Annotated in this window: 12 protein-coding genes; 6 read left to right on the forward strand and 6 right to left on the reverse strand. The window is 29.8% G+C overall.

Annotated elements, in window-relative coordinates; all coding sequences use genetic code 4:
• Nucleotides 1-6: 6 nt before the first annotated feature.
• A complete protein-coding gene (locus AC0B4K_RS04295; RefSeq protein ID WP_465103933.1) occupies nucleotides 7-2,049 on the reverse strand; it encodes an alpha-amylase family glycosyl hydrolase in 2,043 nt (680 codons plus the stop codon).
• A 78-nt stretch (nucleotides 2,050-2,127) separates the two neighbouring features.
• A complete protein-coding gene (locus AC0B4K_RS04300) occupies nucleotides 2,128-4,797 on the reverse strand; it encodes a hypothetical protein (protein ID WP_465103934.1) in 2,670 nt (889 codons plus the stop codon).
• Nucleotides 4,798-5,434: 637 nt separating this feature from the next.
• On the opposite strand from AC0B4K_RS04300, the gene rplJ reads away from it, so the two are divergent.
• Both rplJ and rplL read left to right on the forward strand, forming a co-directional pair.
• A complete protein-coding gene (rplJ, locus tag AC0B4K_RS04305; protein WP_465101953.1) occupies nucleotides 5,435-5,932 on the forward strand; it encodes a 50S ribosomal protein L10 in 498 nt (165 codons plus the stop codon).
• 32 nt (nucleotides 5,933-5,964) lie between these two features.
• A complete protein-coding gene (rplL, locus tag AC0B4K_RS04310; protein ID WP_465101833.1) occupies nucleotides 5,965-6,336 on the forward strand; it encodes a 50S ribosomal protein L7/L12 in 372 nt (123 codons plus the stop codon).
• Between the two features lie 522 nt (nucleotides 6,337-6,858).
• On the opposite strand, the gene AC0B4K_RS04315 is transcribed toward rplL, so the two are convergent.
• Both AC0B4K_RS04315 and AC0B4K_RS04320 read right to left on the reverse strand, forming a co-directional pair.
• Nucleotides 6,859-7,797, reverse strand: coding sequence for an IS3 family transposase (locus tag AC0B4K_RS04315; RefSeq protein ID WP_465103993.1), 939 nt, complete (start codon nucleotides 7,795-7,797; stop codon nucleotides 6,859-6,861).
• Complete coding sequence (locus AC0B4K_RS04320; RefSeq protein WP_465103661.1) at nucleotides 7,740-8,252, reverse strand: transposase; 513 nt, start codon at nucleotides 8,250-8,252, stop codon at nucleotides 7,740-7,742. Before AC0B4K_RS04320 ends, AC0B4K_RS04315 begins: the two co-directional genes overlap by 58 nt.
• A gap of 80 nt (nucleotides 8,253-8,332) precedes the next feature.
• Here AC0B4K_RS04320 and AC0B4K_RS04325 point away from each other — a divergent pair, with 80 nt between their 5' ends.
• Nucleotides 8,333-9,151 (forward strand): hypothetical protein, encoded by an 819-nt coding sequence (locus AC0B4K_RS04325; RefSeq protein WP_465103935.1) that lies wholly within the window; start codon nucleotides 8,333-8,335, stop codon nucleotides 9,149-9,151.
• A gap of 103 nt (nucleotides 9,152-9,254) precedes the next feature.
• Here AC0B4K_RS04325 and AC0B4K_RS04330 read toward each other — a convergent pair whose 3' ends face one another.
• Both AC0B4K_RS04330 and uvrB read right to left on the reverse strand, forming a co-directional pair.
• Nucleotides 9,255-9,755, reverse strand: a complete 501-nt coding sequence (locus AC0B4K_RS04330) for a hypothetical protein (RefSeq protein WP_465103936.1) — start codon at nucleotides 9,753-9,755, stop codon at nucleotides 9,255-9,257.
• Nucleotides 9,748-11,736 (reverse strand): excinuclease ABC subunit UvrB, encoded by a 1,989-nt coding sequence (gene uvrB / locus AC0B4K_RS04335; protein WP_465103937.1) that lies wholly within the window; start codon nucleotides 11,734-11,736, stop codon nucleotides 9,748-9,750. The genes AC0B4K_RS04330 and uvrB overlap by 8 nt, the downstream gene beginning before the upstream one ends.
• 85 nt (nucleotides 11,737-11,821) lie before the next feature.
• Between uvrB and mip (AC0B4K_RS04340) the strand changes: the two genes are divergently transcribed.
• The 3 genes from mip (AC0B4K_RS04340) (at nucleotide 11,822) to mip (AC0B4K_RS04350) (ending at nucleotide 18,139) form a co-directional block, all read left to right on the forward strand.
• On the forward strand, nucleotides 11,822-13,924 hold the full coding sequence (gene mip / locus AC0B4K_RS04340) for an Ig-specific serine endopeptidase MIP (protein ID WP_465103938.1): 2,103 nt from the start codon (nucleotides 11,822-11,824) through the stop codon (nucleotides 13,922-13,924).
• Between the two features lie 14 nt (nucleotides 13,925-13,938).
• Entirely contained in the window at nucleotides 13,939-16,137 is a 2,199-nt protein-coding gene (gene mip / locus AC0B4K_RS04345; RefSeq protein ID WP_465103939.1) for an Ig-specific serine endopeptidase MIP, read from the forward strand.
• 67 nt (nucleotides 16,138-16,204) lie between these two features.
• Nucleotides 16,205-18,139, forward strand: a complete 1,935-nt coding sequence (gene mip, locus AC0B4K_RS04350) for an Ig-specific serine endopeptidase MIP (RefSeq protein ID WP_465103940.1) — start codon at nucleotides 16,205-16,207, stop codon at nucleotides 18,137-18,139.
• The last annotated feature ends 25 nt before the right edge of the window (nucleotides 18,140-18,164 follow it).

Raw genomic sequence — 18,164 nt, forward strand, 5'->3', positions numbered from 1 at the left:
TATTTATTATCTTGGAGCTATTAAATAAGCTCCAAATTTTCCTTTCCTTGTCGCAATAATGCTATCTTTATTATTTTCAGTTGTATGCCTAAAATTCTCTCCTAATAATTTTTCCTTAACATAATAATTTGAATTAAGAGATATTCTTGATTCATTTTCCAGTGAATCAGAATAAAGAATTAAAATCAAAGTACCATCTTCATTTAATCTCAGGGTTGTATTATGTCCTTTAAAATCATTATCATTCCCAGAAAATTCTAATACTTTATCTAAATCCCACCAAATATATTTTTCATCCATTTCACGCAGTGAAATGTAATTTTGCCGAAGTTGAATTAATTTAGATATTAAGTTATAAGCTGAAGATTGATCACTAGTAATACTTTCAATTGATCCTTCACCTACTGAAGCTCCAGTTTGCACTACTACAGCATCATTTTTTGCTTCTTTAAAATAAACTGTTTTCTTAGGATCATTTCAGTAATATGCTTCTCTTACTTTAGTATCATCATCACTTTTTGGTCCGCCTTGCATTAAAATCTCATTACCATTATATAAGGTAGGTAGTCCACCACGAGATAATAATGAAAAAATTGCGGCAATGTAACGATATCTTTCTTTATCAGTTAATTTGTGTGGCTCATCATTAACTTCAGTTTCACGTAATTGTCACTTAAATTTGTTAATCCATCTTTCAACGTCGTGATTATCTAAAAATGGAATTCATTCACGTTTATGTCCTTTATAATCAGTTAATGATTTAATTAAGTTTAATTCATCCCCTGGATGAATTCAAACATTATTAACATCATCTTTTCACTTAGTTCCATCAATTAAGGAACTAAGTGCTTTTTGCCCAGTTTTACTAAATCAATTACCTTTGGCTTTGTCATCAGATGAACTTCCTCATCATTCACCAAACATAAAGGCAGTTTCAGATGATCTTGAAATATTATTTTGATTTGCTTTAAGATACTCTTGTTCAATAACCTTTCTAAATTCAGCCATTAAATCAACCTCTAAACCTTTATTAGAAGTATTTTTATAAATATTTTCTGAATCAAAGAAATGATAAAATGCATCATATCTAAAACCATCTACACCTTTAGCAGCTCAAAACTTATGTACATTTAACATCTCTTGTAATAATTCAGGATTCTTTAAATTTAGATCTGGCATACCAGATCAAAATTCTGCGGCTCATTTATAGTCAGTATTTGGAATATTTTTACCAGGTTCATTTACATAAATAAAATTTTGCTGTATATCATCGGTTCCTTCTTTAGCATGACCATCAGAATTTTTATCATACATATAGTAATAATTTTTATATTTAGGATCTCCTTGCAAAGCCTTTTGGAACCAAGGATGTTCGTACGAAGTATGGTTAATAACTACGTCAATAACCACCCTAATACCTTTGGCATGGGCCGCTGTTAAAAATTCATCAAAAGCTTGCATCCCCCCAAGTTCAGGAGCTACGTCAGTATAATCAATTACATCATACCCATGGTATGATGAAGCTGGGTGAATAGGGGAAAGGTATAAAGTATCAATACCTAGATTAACAAAGTAATCTAGGTTATTTTTTAAACCTATAAAATCACCAATTCCATCATTATTGCCATCAGCAAATGAATATACTGTTAATTGGTACATAACATTGGATCTTTTGACTTCTTTATTAAATGGAGCAATTGAAGCAACATTAGTTGCTTCATCACTATAAGTAAGATTAGTTAAATTTTTTGATCTTACTTTTTGAGCAAAACTTTCATCACCTCAATTTAATAAGGTTTTAGAGTTTTGTAATTCTTTAACTTTAGTTTCATTTAATTTCTCGGGATTGCCTGGTAATGTAATAGTAGGTGGAGTAGGCTGTTGATTATTAGAACCACCGGGATTTGTAGGGGGAGATGTTATATCTCTTATACCTGGATCAGGATCCGGTTTTGTTATTGTTTCAGGAACCTTAGTACACGCAACACTAATAATTAGTGGAGTTGAAATTAAGGCTAAATTAAATATCTTTTTTAGTTGTTTTTTCATTTACAATATTACCTCTTATATATAAATTAAAATAACAAATAATCTATTTTTAAAATAGATTATTTAATTATATTAATATTATTGTGTTGTACTTCCTGAAGAACCAGTATTTGTTGTTGGTTTAATATTTGCATCTTGTTTAATTCAATCTAAAGTTCACTTAACAACACGAGCTTTATTTAAGTATGTATTAAAGTATAGTTTGACAACCTTCTCAATGTCAGTATCATTGATTTTAGTAAATTTTGGATTAGTATTATCACCAGAACTTGTTTCTTTTGCATAAGCAGCAACAAATTTCTTAGCTTTTTCTTTAATATCGTGTAATGTTTTTTCTGGTTCTGTTGTTGGAGCAGTAGTTTCCGCAGTTTCTGAATGTGTTGTTGCAGTATTTTGAGTTACACTAGGTAATTTATTAGCTAATTCTTTAATAAAGTTTCTAATAGTTTGTTCTTTATTATTATTTTCGCCATCACCATTTATCCCAAAAATTTCTTTTTCAATTTTACGAACATGCAAAGCATCGCCACTAGTATGTTTCATATTATTATAAGATGGGTCGGTGGTAGAATCACTAACTCCATCTTTTAAAAGTTCTTTAGCAACTAATCAATCTTTATCATCCTGAGCACCACTACCATTATTTTCTTTTCCTTTTAAATTAGAGACATCTGCAATACCTAAAAGGGATGCAACAGTATTTCTTAAAGGTAAAATATCTTTTAAGTTTGACTCAGTTATTTTAGTAAATTGATCATCAATATGTTTATAAAGATTATCTAAAATACCTTGGCGATCAGTTACTTTAATATAGTTTGCGTCTGCTTTAGGATCTGTGTCAGTATTGCCAGAAGTATTTGTCCCGCCTTTTGTTCAAAAACTATCTACAAATTCCTTACCTTCATAAGAAGAAGAAGAAGAAGAAGAATCCTTTTTATATGGGAAGATTTTCTGGAAAATATCATCTCATTTAGGTTCTTGTGTATTTCCTGAATTATTAGTTGTATAATGATCTTTTAATTCACTGAAAATTACTCGCACACGAGCCACATTTAAATAAACATTTAAATATGAATCAACATATTTTTTACGATCTTCATCACTTAAAGTACCATCTTTACGGTAAACATTAACAAAATCTTGCACTTTTTTATTTATATCATCCCTAATCTTTTGCATTCCTTCAGTTGTTGTTGACGCATTAGAAGCGCTAGACACAATTTGAGTTTCAGAAGCATCTTTTTTATTTTTAATATCATACTTAAGAGCGTTTTCTAATTTAGTAATTAAAGAAGTTATTTCATTTACAGTGTCACCATTTGCACCAAAGAAATGATGTTCAAGTTTTCGAACATGTAATTCACCACTTTCTTTTTCATGATCATAGCCAGTTGCATTAGGTTTTAATAAATCTGCCTTGATTAGGTGTTTACTCTCGTGATTATTTCCATGTAAATCATTAATATTACTAATCCCTAAGATAGCTGCCATAAAGTTACGTAATGGTAAAATATCACCTAGTTTTAGGTCTGTATAAATATATGATCTTAATAATGTTTCTTTATAAATTTCTTGTTTTTGATCTTCAAATTTATAATAGTTTTTCTCTGATGATGCATTAGTTTTATCATTATCAGCACTTCAAGTTGAAGTTACTTTTTTAGTGTTTTCTTGCTGAGTGGTTTGACCACCATCTTGGGTAGTTGGAGATTGGCTAGTAGTTGTACTATCTGAACCTGATGATTCAGTTTGTCCGTTTGAACTCGTGCTGTCAGGTTGTGAAACTGTGTCTCCAGTGCTAGATCCATTTCCGGAATTACCTGAGGAAGTTTGGTCAGTTTCAGAGTTAGCTTGTCCACTGCCATTTGAAGCATCAGTATTGCTGGTGCCTCCAGTAGAGTCTACATTATCAGGTTTTTTTGTTTCTTGTTGTTTTTCTTGTTCAGCACTAGTTGTTCCAGAATTCTCGCTACTATTATTTTTTTCAGTTTCTGATTCATCTAGTTTTGTTGAACCACCATCTTGTTTGTCAGTTCTATTATCTGTAGGTGGTGTAGGTTCTGGAAGAGCAGGTTTTTCGGGATTATCTGCGCCAGTTGATCCATTATCAGTACCATTGTTTGTATTTTCCTCATCCTGTTGGTTTACACCAGTTCCAGGTTCTTCTGTTGCTGGATCTTTTGGAGCAGGGGCAGGATTTGGGTCGGTCTTAGGAGGTTCTTGGGCGCCTTTATCATTGGTTGGATCTTTTGGAGCAGGGTCTGTAGGACCTGGGTTAGGAGGCACATTTCCTTCTTTAGGTGGTTCTTGGTTAGCATTACTATTAGTTGGATCTTTTGGAGCGGGGGCAGTGTTTTGCGCTTGCTCGCCATTTGATGTTCTAAATTTTTGATCAATATTGAAGTCTACATCATCATTAACTTCAATTTCATCAACTTCATATTCTTTATTCTTAGTTAAACCTGTAATAACTATTTTGTATTCATCTTCGCCTAATTTAGTTAAATTTGATACTGTAAAGGTATAATCTTTATCATCGATTTTAACATCTAATTTATCAGTAGATGTTAAACCAGTAATTTTAACTGCTAATTCAGCAGAATTTTCAGTTGTTTTAAGTACTCTGAAGCTTTTTATTGAGTACTTACTAATATCTTGACCATCTTTACCTGGGGTACATGATACAGCGGTAAATGTGGTTATAGATATTAAATTAGTTGTTATTAATAAAAATTTTCGTAATTTCATAAGCTATATGTCCTCAATATTATATTTATATGTTTTTGTTAATTTAAATTAAGGATTTATTTAATAAAAAATATATATACTTGTTTAAAATTAAATATCTCCTTAATTTAATTTTAATATATATATATATATATATATGAGTAGAAAACCAATATGTTGGCGGCGGTTTGGACTGTTCAAGATAAAAATTAATGACGTTAATAAGATTTTGTGCATTTTATATAGAATTTTTAATACTTTATCAGCAAATAAAAAGAATATATTAATGTATAGTATATAGTTATAACATGTATAATATACAATCTGGAAACGTTTCCATATAATTTAATAACATAGGAATTTTTATGCTTATTTTAGACATAATATTTATTAAATTTTTAAAATAACTTTGGGAGAAATATATAAAATCTTAAAAATTGTTAAAATTCAAAAGAAAAGCAGAACATAATTCTTTTCCAAAAAACAATTACAAAACAAAAAAATTTTATTTAGTAATTTTTAAAAATTATTATATAATAAAGCAGCAATGCATAAAGACAGCAACTGCTTTATTAATAATCTTAAAGCTTAATATGTTGCCTAATGTATGTCTTCATTTCTAGTATTGCAAATATAAATATTTTGAAAGGGGGCTTAAATGGCAGAATCAAAATTTAAAGAAGCTAAAAAAGAAGTTGTTCTTGAAATTTCAAATAAAATTAAAAATTCAGTTGCTGTAGCTTTTGCTGAATACCGTGGCCTTACAGTTGCCGAATTAGAGAAATTTAGAGTTGAAGCAGCTAAGGTAGGCGTTGATGTAAAAGTATACAAAAACCGTTTATTCAAAATTGCTGCTGCTAATAATGGTCTAGCAGATCTAGAACAACATTTAGTTGGTCCTAATATCTTCTTGTTTTCAAACAATGATGGTATGTCAGCTGCAAAACTATTAGTATCATTTGCTAAAAAGCACAAACTAATGGTTGTAAAAGCTGGAACATTTGAAGGTAAAGTTATTGATGCTCAAGGTGTTAAAGATGTCGCAACTCTTCCTACTTATGAAGAAGCACTTGCAATTCTTGCGCGTTCAATGATGTCTCCTTTACAACAATTAGGTTTATCACTTAAAATGTATAGTGAAACACAATCAGAATAATTATTTTAAATATATAGAAGGGAAATTTAATTATGGCTAAATTAACAAAAGAAACATTTATCGAATCATTAAAAGAAATGTCAATTAAAGAAGTAATGGAATTAGTAGAAGCAATGAAAGAAGAATTTGGTATTGACCCAATGGCTGCTATGGCAGTTGCTGCTGCTCCTGCTGAAGGTGGAGCTGAAGAAAAAACAAGTGTTAAAGTTGTTTTAAAAGCAGATAACGGTAAGAAAATTCCAGTTATTAAAGCGGTTCAAGCAGTTCTTGGTCTTTCATTAATGGATGCTAAAAAAGTTGTAGATGCTTTACCAGCAGTTATTAAAGAAAACATTAAACCAGAAGAAGCAGAATCTATCCGTGCTACTTTAGCTGAAGCTGGTGCTGAAGTTTCAGTTGAATAATAAAACGTTAATGATTAATATATAAAAGTCTCCACCTTATAAAGGAGTACAAAAAGTTGACATTTATATGTCAACTTTTTTATTATCTATAATTTTAAAGTAACCTAAAAGTAAGTTTTATAAAGGTGAAAATGGTTTATCTTGTTTGACATAATCCAATCAAATAGTTCGGAAATTAAGTTTAATAACTTATGTTATAATTTTGATATCCCAATGATATTGTTTAATAATAAAAATGGGTAAAAAATTAATATCAAATTAAGAAAAGGATAATATGTCAATATTTAATAATAAAATTAAGTTTTTGTTTAGGATGATAACAGGTTTTGTTAGTATTTCCGTTGTTTTTTATCTAAATTTTAATTCAAAAAATAACTTAATAACAAATTCTACACATAAGCAATATAACACTGAAACAGTAGAGTTTACAGCTCAAAAGGCTGGCTATTATGATTTTTTAATTTATCGTAGTGATAAAAATCATATTGCAAAGTATAGTGAACCCATAAAATTGGACTAAAATTAATTTAAGGATTGATGCCTATATCCTAAAGGTGTCAGTCCTTTTAATTTTGTGATAATTCGTTTTTTGTTGTAATAATTTATATACTTGCGCATCGCTTTTTCTAAGTCTTCTAGAGTTTTGAATTCTTTTTCATGACCATAAAACATTTCGTTTTTCATGGTTCCAAAAAATATTTCAATAACACAATTATCATAGCAATTTCCCTTTCGCGACATACTTTGTTTAATACCTCTTTTACTTAATTTGTCACGATATTGTTTCATTTGATATTGCCATCCCTGGTCAGAATGAAAAATTAAACCATTAAGATTTTTATACTTTTTAAAAGCTTTATTTAGCATTTGATTCACTTGTTCAAAATTAGGACTTTTTGAAATTGTGTATGAAACAACTTCGCGGTTATGTACATCTATAATTGGTGATAAATATAGTTTTCCACTTGCTATTTTGAATTCAGAAACATCAGTGCTTCAAGTTTGATTCAATTTTATAGTTTTGAAATTTCGCTCATAATAAGTGTTATGATTCTTTTTGTCAACAATCCTTGTAAGGAGTAAGTTATTATAAATTTTTCCAATTTCACCTTTATATGATTTATATTTTGATTTTGGCTGTAAACCAAATAAATTAAGTAATTTCATCAATCTTTTAACCCTTTTATGGTTAATAATATAACCTCTATTTCTTAGTTCTAAACAAATTCTTCGATATCCATAACGGGATTTATTCTCATTAAAAATATTCGTTATTACTTGTTTTAAATCAAAATCTTTATCATTTTTTGAAAAACTTTGAACAATATAAAAGTATGTTGACTTTGCTAATTGAAAAAAGTCTAGCATTAATCTTAATTTATATTTATGCCTTGATTCAAATATTACTTTTGCTTTTTCTTGTTTGGTTGCTCTGTCCTTTGTTGAACCAAGGCTCTCAATTTTTTTAAGAGGTCTACCTCCATTTCAAGCTGGGCATTTCTTTCTTCGAGTTCTTTAATTCTAGATAATGTTTTATCTTGTTTTGGGTTATTATTCTTTGGCATGGTCATTGGCATTTTACCTTTCTTTTTATTTATAAGACCATTATACCCAAATAATTTAAATTTTTTCACTCATGAATTAATTATTCCAGAATTAATTAATAGTTTTGCTTCCAAAGAGCGGATTGATTTACCATTTAATACTTGCTTGATAATTTCTAATTTAAAACTAGGACTGAAGTTTCGTCGTTTATTTCTTTCTGTAAATATTTCTAATCCGTGGAAGTTGTACAAATGCTTTATAAACTGAATTGTACGCATATTTACATTAAAAATTTCGGCAATTTGTTTGCTACTCTTACCAGTTTTATATAGTTTTATAATCTTTAGTTTATCTTCTAATTTTAACTTCATAATAAAAACCCCCCTAAGTTTTACCAATTGATTTGGTCCAACTTGTGGGCTTCACTATACAATAGATGTGGCATTCACATATGTTAAGAGTAAAACGTACTAAAAAACTAATTAATTCTTTAGGTTTATGTGTAGTAGCAACAATTCCTTTAGTTTTAAGTTCTTGTTCAAATGAAGTTACCGAGCCCTATTATTCTGATTTCAAAACACAAAATGGATACTCAGGAATTAGAAAACATTATCCAAGAGGAGGGGACGGAGAAAATGTTTTAGAAAATAATACACGCCTTTGATCAAGAGAAAACGTCAAATTTTCCTTTATAGGTATAGGTGTTTATAAATTAATTGATGATAACTTTAAAACATTAAATAATGAATTATTTAATCGTTTGGATGAAATAAATAAAGAGTATAGAAAAAAAGATAGGTTCACACCGGATGAACTCGATAAACTTTCGCAAGAAAGTGACTTAATAACTGATAAAATAGTTGCTAATTGACTGGAAAATCACCCTAACAACTGAAAAGATAGGATTTTTACTCTTATAAACAATCTTGATGATTTTCCAGAAGACTATAAAGAGATAAAGAATAAATTTAAAAACGTTGATTTTAATAAGCAAACCATTTTAATTATAAACGGATTAGATACTTATCATTATAGTTCTGGTGGACATGCCAAAGGCTCAGGATACTGAATTGACAACATTGAAATTACTAATAAGAAAATGATTATTAAATATATATATAAATATATTCCTGTGAGATCTAATAGTTCTATTGAAACCACAAATACTAGTATATCAAGAACAACTCATTTTGTTGTTGTTGATAAACTTACATCGCTTGATGATAAAAAAATTGAAATAATTGATTTAAGTATAAGTAATAATGTATAAACTAAAAAATTCTGTCGATAATCCTTCCCCAAAACATATACAAAGAACAATACCTTAAATAAAATAAAACTATTAAAAACTCCAACTTTCGTTGGAGTTTTTACTATCAAGGAATATCACAACCATTAAATGGTTCGAATTCGAAGTTAGCTTTAGATAATTTGTCCTTAAAATCTTGGTTTTGGAATATTTTAAAATTCTCAACTAACAAAATAATATCTTTAACATCGCCATCTAATTTAGCTAATTTAAAGATATCTTTAGCGATCATTAAAATTTCATCTTGATATTTATGATTTGGATAATCACTATTATCTAAATAATAATAGTGATTTATTTTGGATAATTTATCTTTAATATCTTGATCTTTGCCAATATAATCACCTTTTAAATATTTAAATAAATAAAAGATATATTTATTTACAACAGATGAAAAGTTTGAATTTCTGACAAAATTATTTCATGTTAATTCATGGAATAATTTATCCTCTTTATCCATAACTAATAAAAAGATTTTTCGAAAAGCATCATAAATTGATACTACATCAATGCTTCATGAAGTAATTGAATCCTTATTCTCAATTAAATCTTGGTATTTATACATTTCTTTCTCCTTCAGTTTCAAGCTCAAGAATTAAATCTTTTAGTTCTTGAGCTTTTACATAATTACGGTTAGATGCTTCTTTTAGCATCTCCTTAGTCAATTGTTCAATAAGGTGTTTTTTAGTTGCTTTTTTACCTTTTGTTTTAGTATGCATTATCTTATTTACTGAAGCACTGAGTTGCTTATCTTCAAGTAAAGTAGGAATCTTTTTAACAACTGACTTAGAAATTATATTGTATTTTTCGTTAAAATTTAATTGAATTTTCCGCTTTTCTTGATTATCGGCGATACATTTATGCATTGCTTCAGAAATAGTATCAGCATATAAGATGGCTTGGCCGTTAACATTACGTGAAGCTCTACCGACAATTTGGATTAAATTTGTTTCACTACGCATAAATCCACCTTTATCAGCATCTAAAATAAGCACTTTAGAAACTTCAGGGATATCAACTCCTTCACGTAATAAATTAATACCAATAATTACATCATAGGTACCAAGTCTTAACTTTCTAATTATTTCATTACGTTCAAAAATAGTATGTTCGGAGTGAATATATGCAGCTTTGATATTTCTTTGCTGCATATATTCAGATAACTTTTCACTTGATTCTTTGGTTGTTGTTAAAATAATTGTCCGCTCATTGTTTTGTTTTTGAACTTCTAATATTTCGAAAATATCTTCAATTTGGTTTTTAGTGGGTTTGACAATAATCTCAGGGTCTATTAAGCCAGTAGGCCTAACATACATTTTAGCAACTAAACCATTTGCTTTATTCAGTTCATATTGGCTTGGCGTAGCCGAAACATAAATTTTTTTAAACTCAAATTCTTCTTCAAATTCTTTTAATGATAAAGGTCGATTTTCTAAAGCAGATGGTAAACGAAATCCATACTCTACTAAACTACGTTTACGGGATTGATCCCCACTAATCATGGCATTGATTTGCGGAACCGTAATATGAGATTCATCAATAAAAATTAATGAATCTTTAGGAAAATAATCAAGTAAGGTATATGGCCTTTGGCCAAAATCTCTACCATCTAAATACATTGAATAATTTTCAATCCCTTTACACATTCTAAATTCTTTTAAATCATTAATATCATTTTTTACTCTTTGATTAATTCTTTCTTTTTCAATTAACTTATTTTCATTAGTAAAGTAAGTTAATTGACTTGCTAATTCTTGTTCTATTTTAGGAATAATTTGATCATAGATTGAATTTTCCGCTGCGTATGCATCACCAGGTGATAAATTATAAATAGTTAGTGATTTAATAATATCTTTGGTTAAATGCTCAACTAATGATATTTCTTCAATATTATCTCCCCAGAAACTAATTTGCAAAGCATTAGTTTCTGAATCAGCAGGCCTAATAATTACAATATCTCCTTTAACAGAAAATTGGCCTGGACTTAAATCACTTACATCATTACGTTCATATTTAATATTTATTAATTTACGTGCAAAGTCTTGGATTGATATTTCTTGTTCAACATATACATTTAAAAAACTTTGCGAATAAATAGCTGGGTTTAATGCACCATATATTGCACTAACTGAAGCAATCACAATAACATCCTTACGAGTTAAAAGTGAATTTACAGTTTTCATCCGCATTATCTCAATTTGCTCATTAGTTTTTGAATCTTTTTCAATATAAGTATCTGTGCTTGAGATATATGCTTCAGGACGATAATAATCAAAATACGAAATATAATATTCAACACAATTTTCAGGAAAAAAACCTTTTAATTCACTATATAGTTGACTAGCCAATGTTTTATTGTGTGATAAGATCAATACAGGACGATCAAAATTTTGAATAATATTGGCAATAGTAAATGTTTTTCCAGATCCCGTAACACCAAGTATAACTTGGTGTTCATGGCCTTTATCTATTCCTTTGCTGATAAAGTCAATTACCTTTGGTTGGTCTCCGCCAGGCTTAAAGTCAGAATTTAATTTATAAATCATATTAATAAATTATATATTTATTTTATAAATATAAAATTATTGTTAAAGTAGTAAAATATAATTATTAATAAGGAGTAAATAAATAATGAAAAAGAAAACTATATTTAGCTTACTAACTACTTTAAGCATTATTCCAATTGCTGCAGTAAGTTGTCAAGCACAAAACAAACCTGAGCCGGTTAAACCGGGCCCAGTGCCCGCCCCAATTATTCAAAACCCAGGAAACCCAGGAAACCCAGGAAACCCAGGAAACCCAGGAAACCCAGGAAACCCAGGAAACCCAGGAAACCCAGGAAACCCAGGAAACCCAGGAAACCCAGGAAACCCAGGAAACCCAGGAAACGAACCTAAAGCCACCATTTCAGAAAACCAACAAAAACTTTTAGATTATTATGTAAATGCTACCAATAGACGTAGATTTGAATTAGATAATGGTGATTTTTTAAATAAAATTGAAGCATATCATAAAAGTGCTTATAATAATTTAAACGAAAAAGAAAAAGCAGTTATTGATTACCAAAAATCAATTACTGCTCCCCAAGCAAAAATTGCTGAGTTTGATCAAAAAGCAACCAAATTGGGCTTAGACACATGAGAAAATCAAAAGCTTAAATCTTTTACTGTTCCAAGTTATGATGCTAATGGTAAATTTTTAGGTTTAAATGTCCAAAAGAAACTTATCCTACCACCAAGTAAATTAGAATCCGAAAATGCACAATTAAATAATTCTCGCGGAATTGGTTTTGGTCGAACCTTAACTAATGATATTTATAGAAATATAGGCTTACAAACCTTTTCAATTAACATTGATAATTCAACTAAGAGTTCAAATCAAGAACACCATGGAACCGCTTGAATTATGGATTATGAATTAGCAGAAAATGGCAAATACCCTACCAAATGATATTTAGCTACTAACTTACACGTAGCAACTCATTTAAGTGAAAAAACTACTAAATTAGAATTACTTAGGTTAGATGCTGATGCTCCGCTTAATAAAACATTATCAGCTAAGAACAAAGGAAGTGGATGGCCAGAAGCGTCTGATGAAATTCATTATAATGAATACTTTACTCAGTTTAATCTAGATTTAACTAAAGAAAATTTAAAAAACAAAGCAAAAGTCATATATAAAGCAATTGACTTTTTAAAAGCTGATCCTAAAGATTATTTAGTCGAATCTCAAAAACAAGAATATGCTAATTATAAAGAATATGCAGATTTTGCTGTTATTGAAATTGATTTATCTGATGTAACTAGTAATGAAGGATTGAGCATTGATGCTCCTGCAGGTAAGGAAGCAAATCAGAACTTTAAAGATGCACAGGATTACTTGCAAAAATTAACTAATAATTTTGCAAGTAAAGAAGAAAATAAAGTTCAGTTTTTAAGTACTTCATATTTAGAAGATTATGAAAAAATTAATACTAAATTAGCTAACTTTACGGAACTAACAACTGATCGCTTATATGCATTAGGATATCCACAATCTTTTGGATACCGTTCTGTTACTTGACCACAAAGTGTACAACAACAAGCTGATGATGGTACTAATCCATATGGTATTTTAAACTATGTAGAAAAAACCTATAATCTAGATTTAGGTAACAAGAATTTATGAACTAATGAACTGTCATTAAACCCTAAATACTTACATGTTCATACTGATAAAGAAGGTTTTGAATTTAAAGAAAATAAATCTATTACTGGTAATAGATTAACGCAGCATATTGGTGCTACTACCTTTAGTGATAAACCTGGTCTTTCAGATGCTTTTTTAACTTGAGGATTAATTCGGCAAACTGGTGATCCATTAACTACTGTTTATAATGGTCAAACAACTAATATGATGCAAATGGGCTTGCTATATGGTTTAGCTAACTATGAAGCTCCTGGAGGAGCTTCAGGTTCATCAGTAAGAAACCAAAAAAATGAATTAATCGGAATCTTCCACTCAATTGCAAGTCAAAACCTTTTTGGGATGGCAGCTGCTTTTAGATCTGAAGGTTTTGACTATCAAGGTTTATATGGTGGTTATAACTTACCTCAATATGATTTAGTATATGGTGGTGGTAAAGATCAAAATACCTCATACCGTGAAACTATGATAAAAGAAAGATCAAATCTTAAAACAATGTTATTCCCTCAAGGGTTTAATAATATACCTGAAGAATTTAAATTTAAATAAGAAAGATATTAATTATGAAGAAAAAATGATATTTATTACTTACAACTTCCTCTTTAGTTTTGCCTCTTGCAATCGTAAGTTGCACTAATACCCAAGAACCTACCAAACCAGTAGAGCCTGCACCGGTAAGCCCTGCTCCAGCGCCGGTGCAGCCAGATCCAGCCCCTATTAACCCAAATCCTGGTAATGGTAATTCTACCAATCCTGGAAACTCTACTGGGCAAGTTCCAAATGACCCTAATCCACCACAAGATACAAAACCAGCAGATCCAAACCCACCCGCAAAGGTAGATAACCCAAATCAAAATAATACTCAAACAAATACACCACCAACCCACGGCAATAATACAACTCAAAATCCTAATCAAGAGTTAAATGATGTAGACCAAACTCGTTTGGATTACTTTGTTAACTATAATAACGCACAAAGGTTTGATTTTGACAATAAGTTTGTAGTGGATCAACTAAGACAAATTAATGAAGTACACCGAAATAATCAGCAAATTCAGCAAGCGCAGCGCGATGTATTACAATTACAACATAATCTTGATACAAATCAATCATACAAAGATAAATATGATGATCTTGCTAAAAAGCTGGGACTAGACAATTTTGATAATTCGCGTTACAAATCATTTACTTTGCCAAGTTATAATGAATCTGGAATAATTAATGGATTAAATATTCAAAAGAAAGTAGTTATTCCTCCAAGTGATATTGAAAATTTATTAGTTGGTGCAAATAAATCCCATGGTAAAGGACTAGGAAGAACTTTAACCCATGAAAAATACAAAGACGTTGCACTAGAAACTTTTGCAATTACTATTGATAATTCAGGCAATAATTCAGCTAATCCAAATGACCCCTATGCTGGAAGACAATATTCAGGTACAGCATGAATATTAGATTATGAACTATCTGAAGATGGTAAATACCCAACTAAATGATATTTAGCAAGCAACTTGCATGTTGTTTCATACCTTGGTCAAGACACTAAAACATTTTGAATTGGCCGCGTTGATGAAGATACACCATTAAACCAAACTATTTCAACTAAAGATAGACTAGAATCTGAAAAAGATTCACAAGGCGTATTTAATCAATGATTTACTAAATTTAAAATTGATTTAACAAAACCTGAATTAAGAAATAAAATTAAGCTTGTTTATACAGGTGTGGACTTTCTTAAAAAAGACCCTAAAGATTATTTATCCCAAAAACAGCAATCAGAATTTGCTGAATATAAAGAGTATGCAGATTTAGCAGTTTTCGAAATTGATTTTTCTAATGTAAATGATAAAAGTGCTTTGGAAATTTATAGTCCAAAACCTAATTTAAATGCATTTTTAAATACTGAAGATTTTTTAAAGCGTTTAACTAATAATTATGCTACTAAAACAGAAGATAAACAAACTACCTTCCTAAAAGATTCGTATTTAAAAAATTACGAACCTATTGATACACCTTTAGCAAACAATAATGCAAGAACTGCAAATTCAAAAGATTACTTACTTGCCCTAGGTTATCCTTCAAATTTTGGTCATGGTATCCCAATACCTCAAAACCAAGCAAATAACCCTCAAGCGGCCCAAAAATATATTGAAGAAGCTTATAATATTGATTTAGGTCAAATGAATCTTTGAACCAATAATGTTGCTAAAGATCCTAGTTACTTATTAATTGATAAAGTTACTTCTTATGATTCATTAACTAAAATACCTGAAATTGTAGGTAACCGTTTAACAAACCATGTTTCAGTAACTACCTTTAAAGATAAACCTGGTATTTTTGATTCGTTTTTAACTTGGCCTCTTGTTAATAATATTGAAGCACCTTTAACTGTTACTTACAATAATAAATCAACTAAACTAATTCAAATGGGACTTGGGTATGCACTTGCTAACTATGAAGCCCCTGGAGGAGCCTCAGGTTCATCAGTACGAAACCAAAAAAATGAATTAGTAGGAATCTTCCACTCAATTGCTAATAATACACTTTTTGGGATGGCCGCCGCTTTTAGATCTGAAGGATTTAATTACCAAGGATTATTTGGTGATTATAATTTACCACAATATGATTTAATATACGGAGGAGGCAAGGACCAACAAAATTCATATAAAGAATCACTTGCCAAATTATATCCAAATATCAAAACTCGCTTATTTAAAAACGGAGTAAGTGCAGAATACCCTGAATTTAAATTTAACAATTAATAACCTTTAATCCAACATAATATGTTGGATTTTTAGGCATAATAAATAAACTAATAATTGGAGAATTATGAAGAAAAAAATACAATGAATTTTTAACATAGGTACTTTAACCTTACCTTTTGCTTTGGTAAGTTGCCAAACCAAGCCACAAGACCCCGCACCAAGAACTGAACCTGGTCCCGTGGACCCTGGACCTGTTAATCCAGCAACCACCCCTACACCACAATTGACTCAGGAACAAAAAGATAATATTGATTTTTATTTAAACCAAAATAATGCGGGCCGTTTTGATCTTGAAAATAAAAACATGGTTGACCAATTAAAACTATTAAACAAACAAAAGCAAAATTCGCAATACCAAGATGGTGTTGTTTATCGTAACCAAAATAAATTAGCTACATCACCTGAAAATGCCCAAAAATTTGATACTTTGGCTAAAACCTTAAACCATGATACTTTTGACAATCAAAGATATAAATCAAATACAATTCCAAGTTATAAAGAAAATGGGGAAATAGACGGATTAAATATCCAGGTTAAATGAGATTTTTTAAGTAATAAAACAGAAGAAAATTATGCTAAATTAAATGATAATCCTGGTAAAGGTTTAGGTCGCACTTTAAACAATCAAAGTTATAAAGAAATTGCTATGCAAACTTATTCACTTAACATTTACAAAGGTATCAATAGTTCATACTTTGGAACGGCTTGAATTATTGATTATGAACTTTCAGAAAATAATCAATATCCGACTAAATGGTATATTGCAACTAATTTGCATGTTGCAAATGAATTTACCAAAGATACAACTTACTTTAATTTAACAAGATTAGATCCAGAAGCTCCTTTAAATACTAATTTAACAATGCGTGAGCGAAATAATAATGATAATAAACCTTTAAATGAATATTTCACAACTTTTAATATTAACTTAGAAGTTCCAAGTCTCAAAGATCGTGTTAAAATAGTCTATCGTGCTGTTGATTTCTTAAAAGCAGATCCAAAGGATTATTTGTCACAAGAACAAAAAGCCCGCTTTTCTGAATTCAAAGAGTATGCTGATTTTGTGGTTATTGAAATAGATTTTAGCAACCTAGATTCTAAGGTTGGTTTAGAAATTAAAAATCCTAAAAATAATAATTCCTTTGAAAATCCAGCTGATTTTCTAAAAAAACTTACGAATGATTTTGCGAATAAACGGGAAATTAAGTTCTTAAATGAATCTTATTTATCAAACTATAACAAAATAGATCAACCCCTTGCCAATAGTGATTGATCTCAAAAAGATACCTTACTAGCTCTAGGGTTTCCAAAAGAATTTAGTGCCAATAATTTATCATGGCCAAGGAATTTGACTACAGAAAAAGATATTGTAAATTATGTTGAAGAAAAATATAATTTTGACTTTAATTTTAGAAACTTGTGAACAAATCAAGTTTCTAAAAATCCTAAGTTTATTAATTTAAATCAAACAACGGGTCAACTTGATATGAATACTAACACTAATATAATAGGAAATCGCCTAACTAATAATCCAGCTGTAACTACTTTTAAAAATAAACCTGGGGTTTATGATGCATTTTTGGCTTGACCATTAGTAGATACTGATACAAACCCATTAAAAACTGTTTATAATGATAAAACAACAAGCCTCATCCAAATGGGCTTGGGGTATGCTTTAGCAAACTATGAAGCTCCTGGTGGAGCTTCAGGATCGTCAGTTCGCAATGATAAAAATGAATTAGTTTCCATCTTCCACTCTGTGGGTCCTGATACATTACTTGGTATGTCATCTGCCTTTAGATCTGAAGGATATAATTACCAAGGATTATATGGCAAATATAACTTACCTCAATATGATTTAATATACGGAGGAGGTAAGGACCAAGCAGAAGGTAATTCATACCGCGAAGCACTTGCTAAAATTAACCCTAATATGAAAACACATGTTTTTAAGGAAGGTGTTAATAAAGAATATTCACAATTTAAATTTAATAACTAAAAACCAAACAATATTAATTGCTTGG

The organism is Mycoplasma sp. 11548 (genome assembly GCF_055523555.1).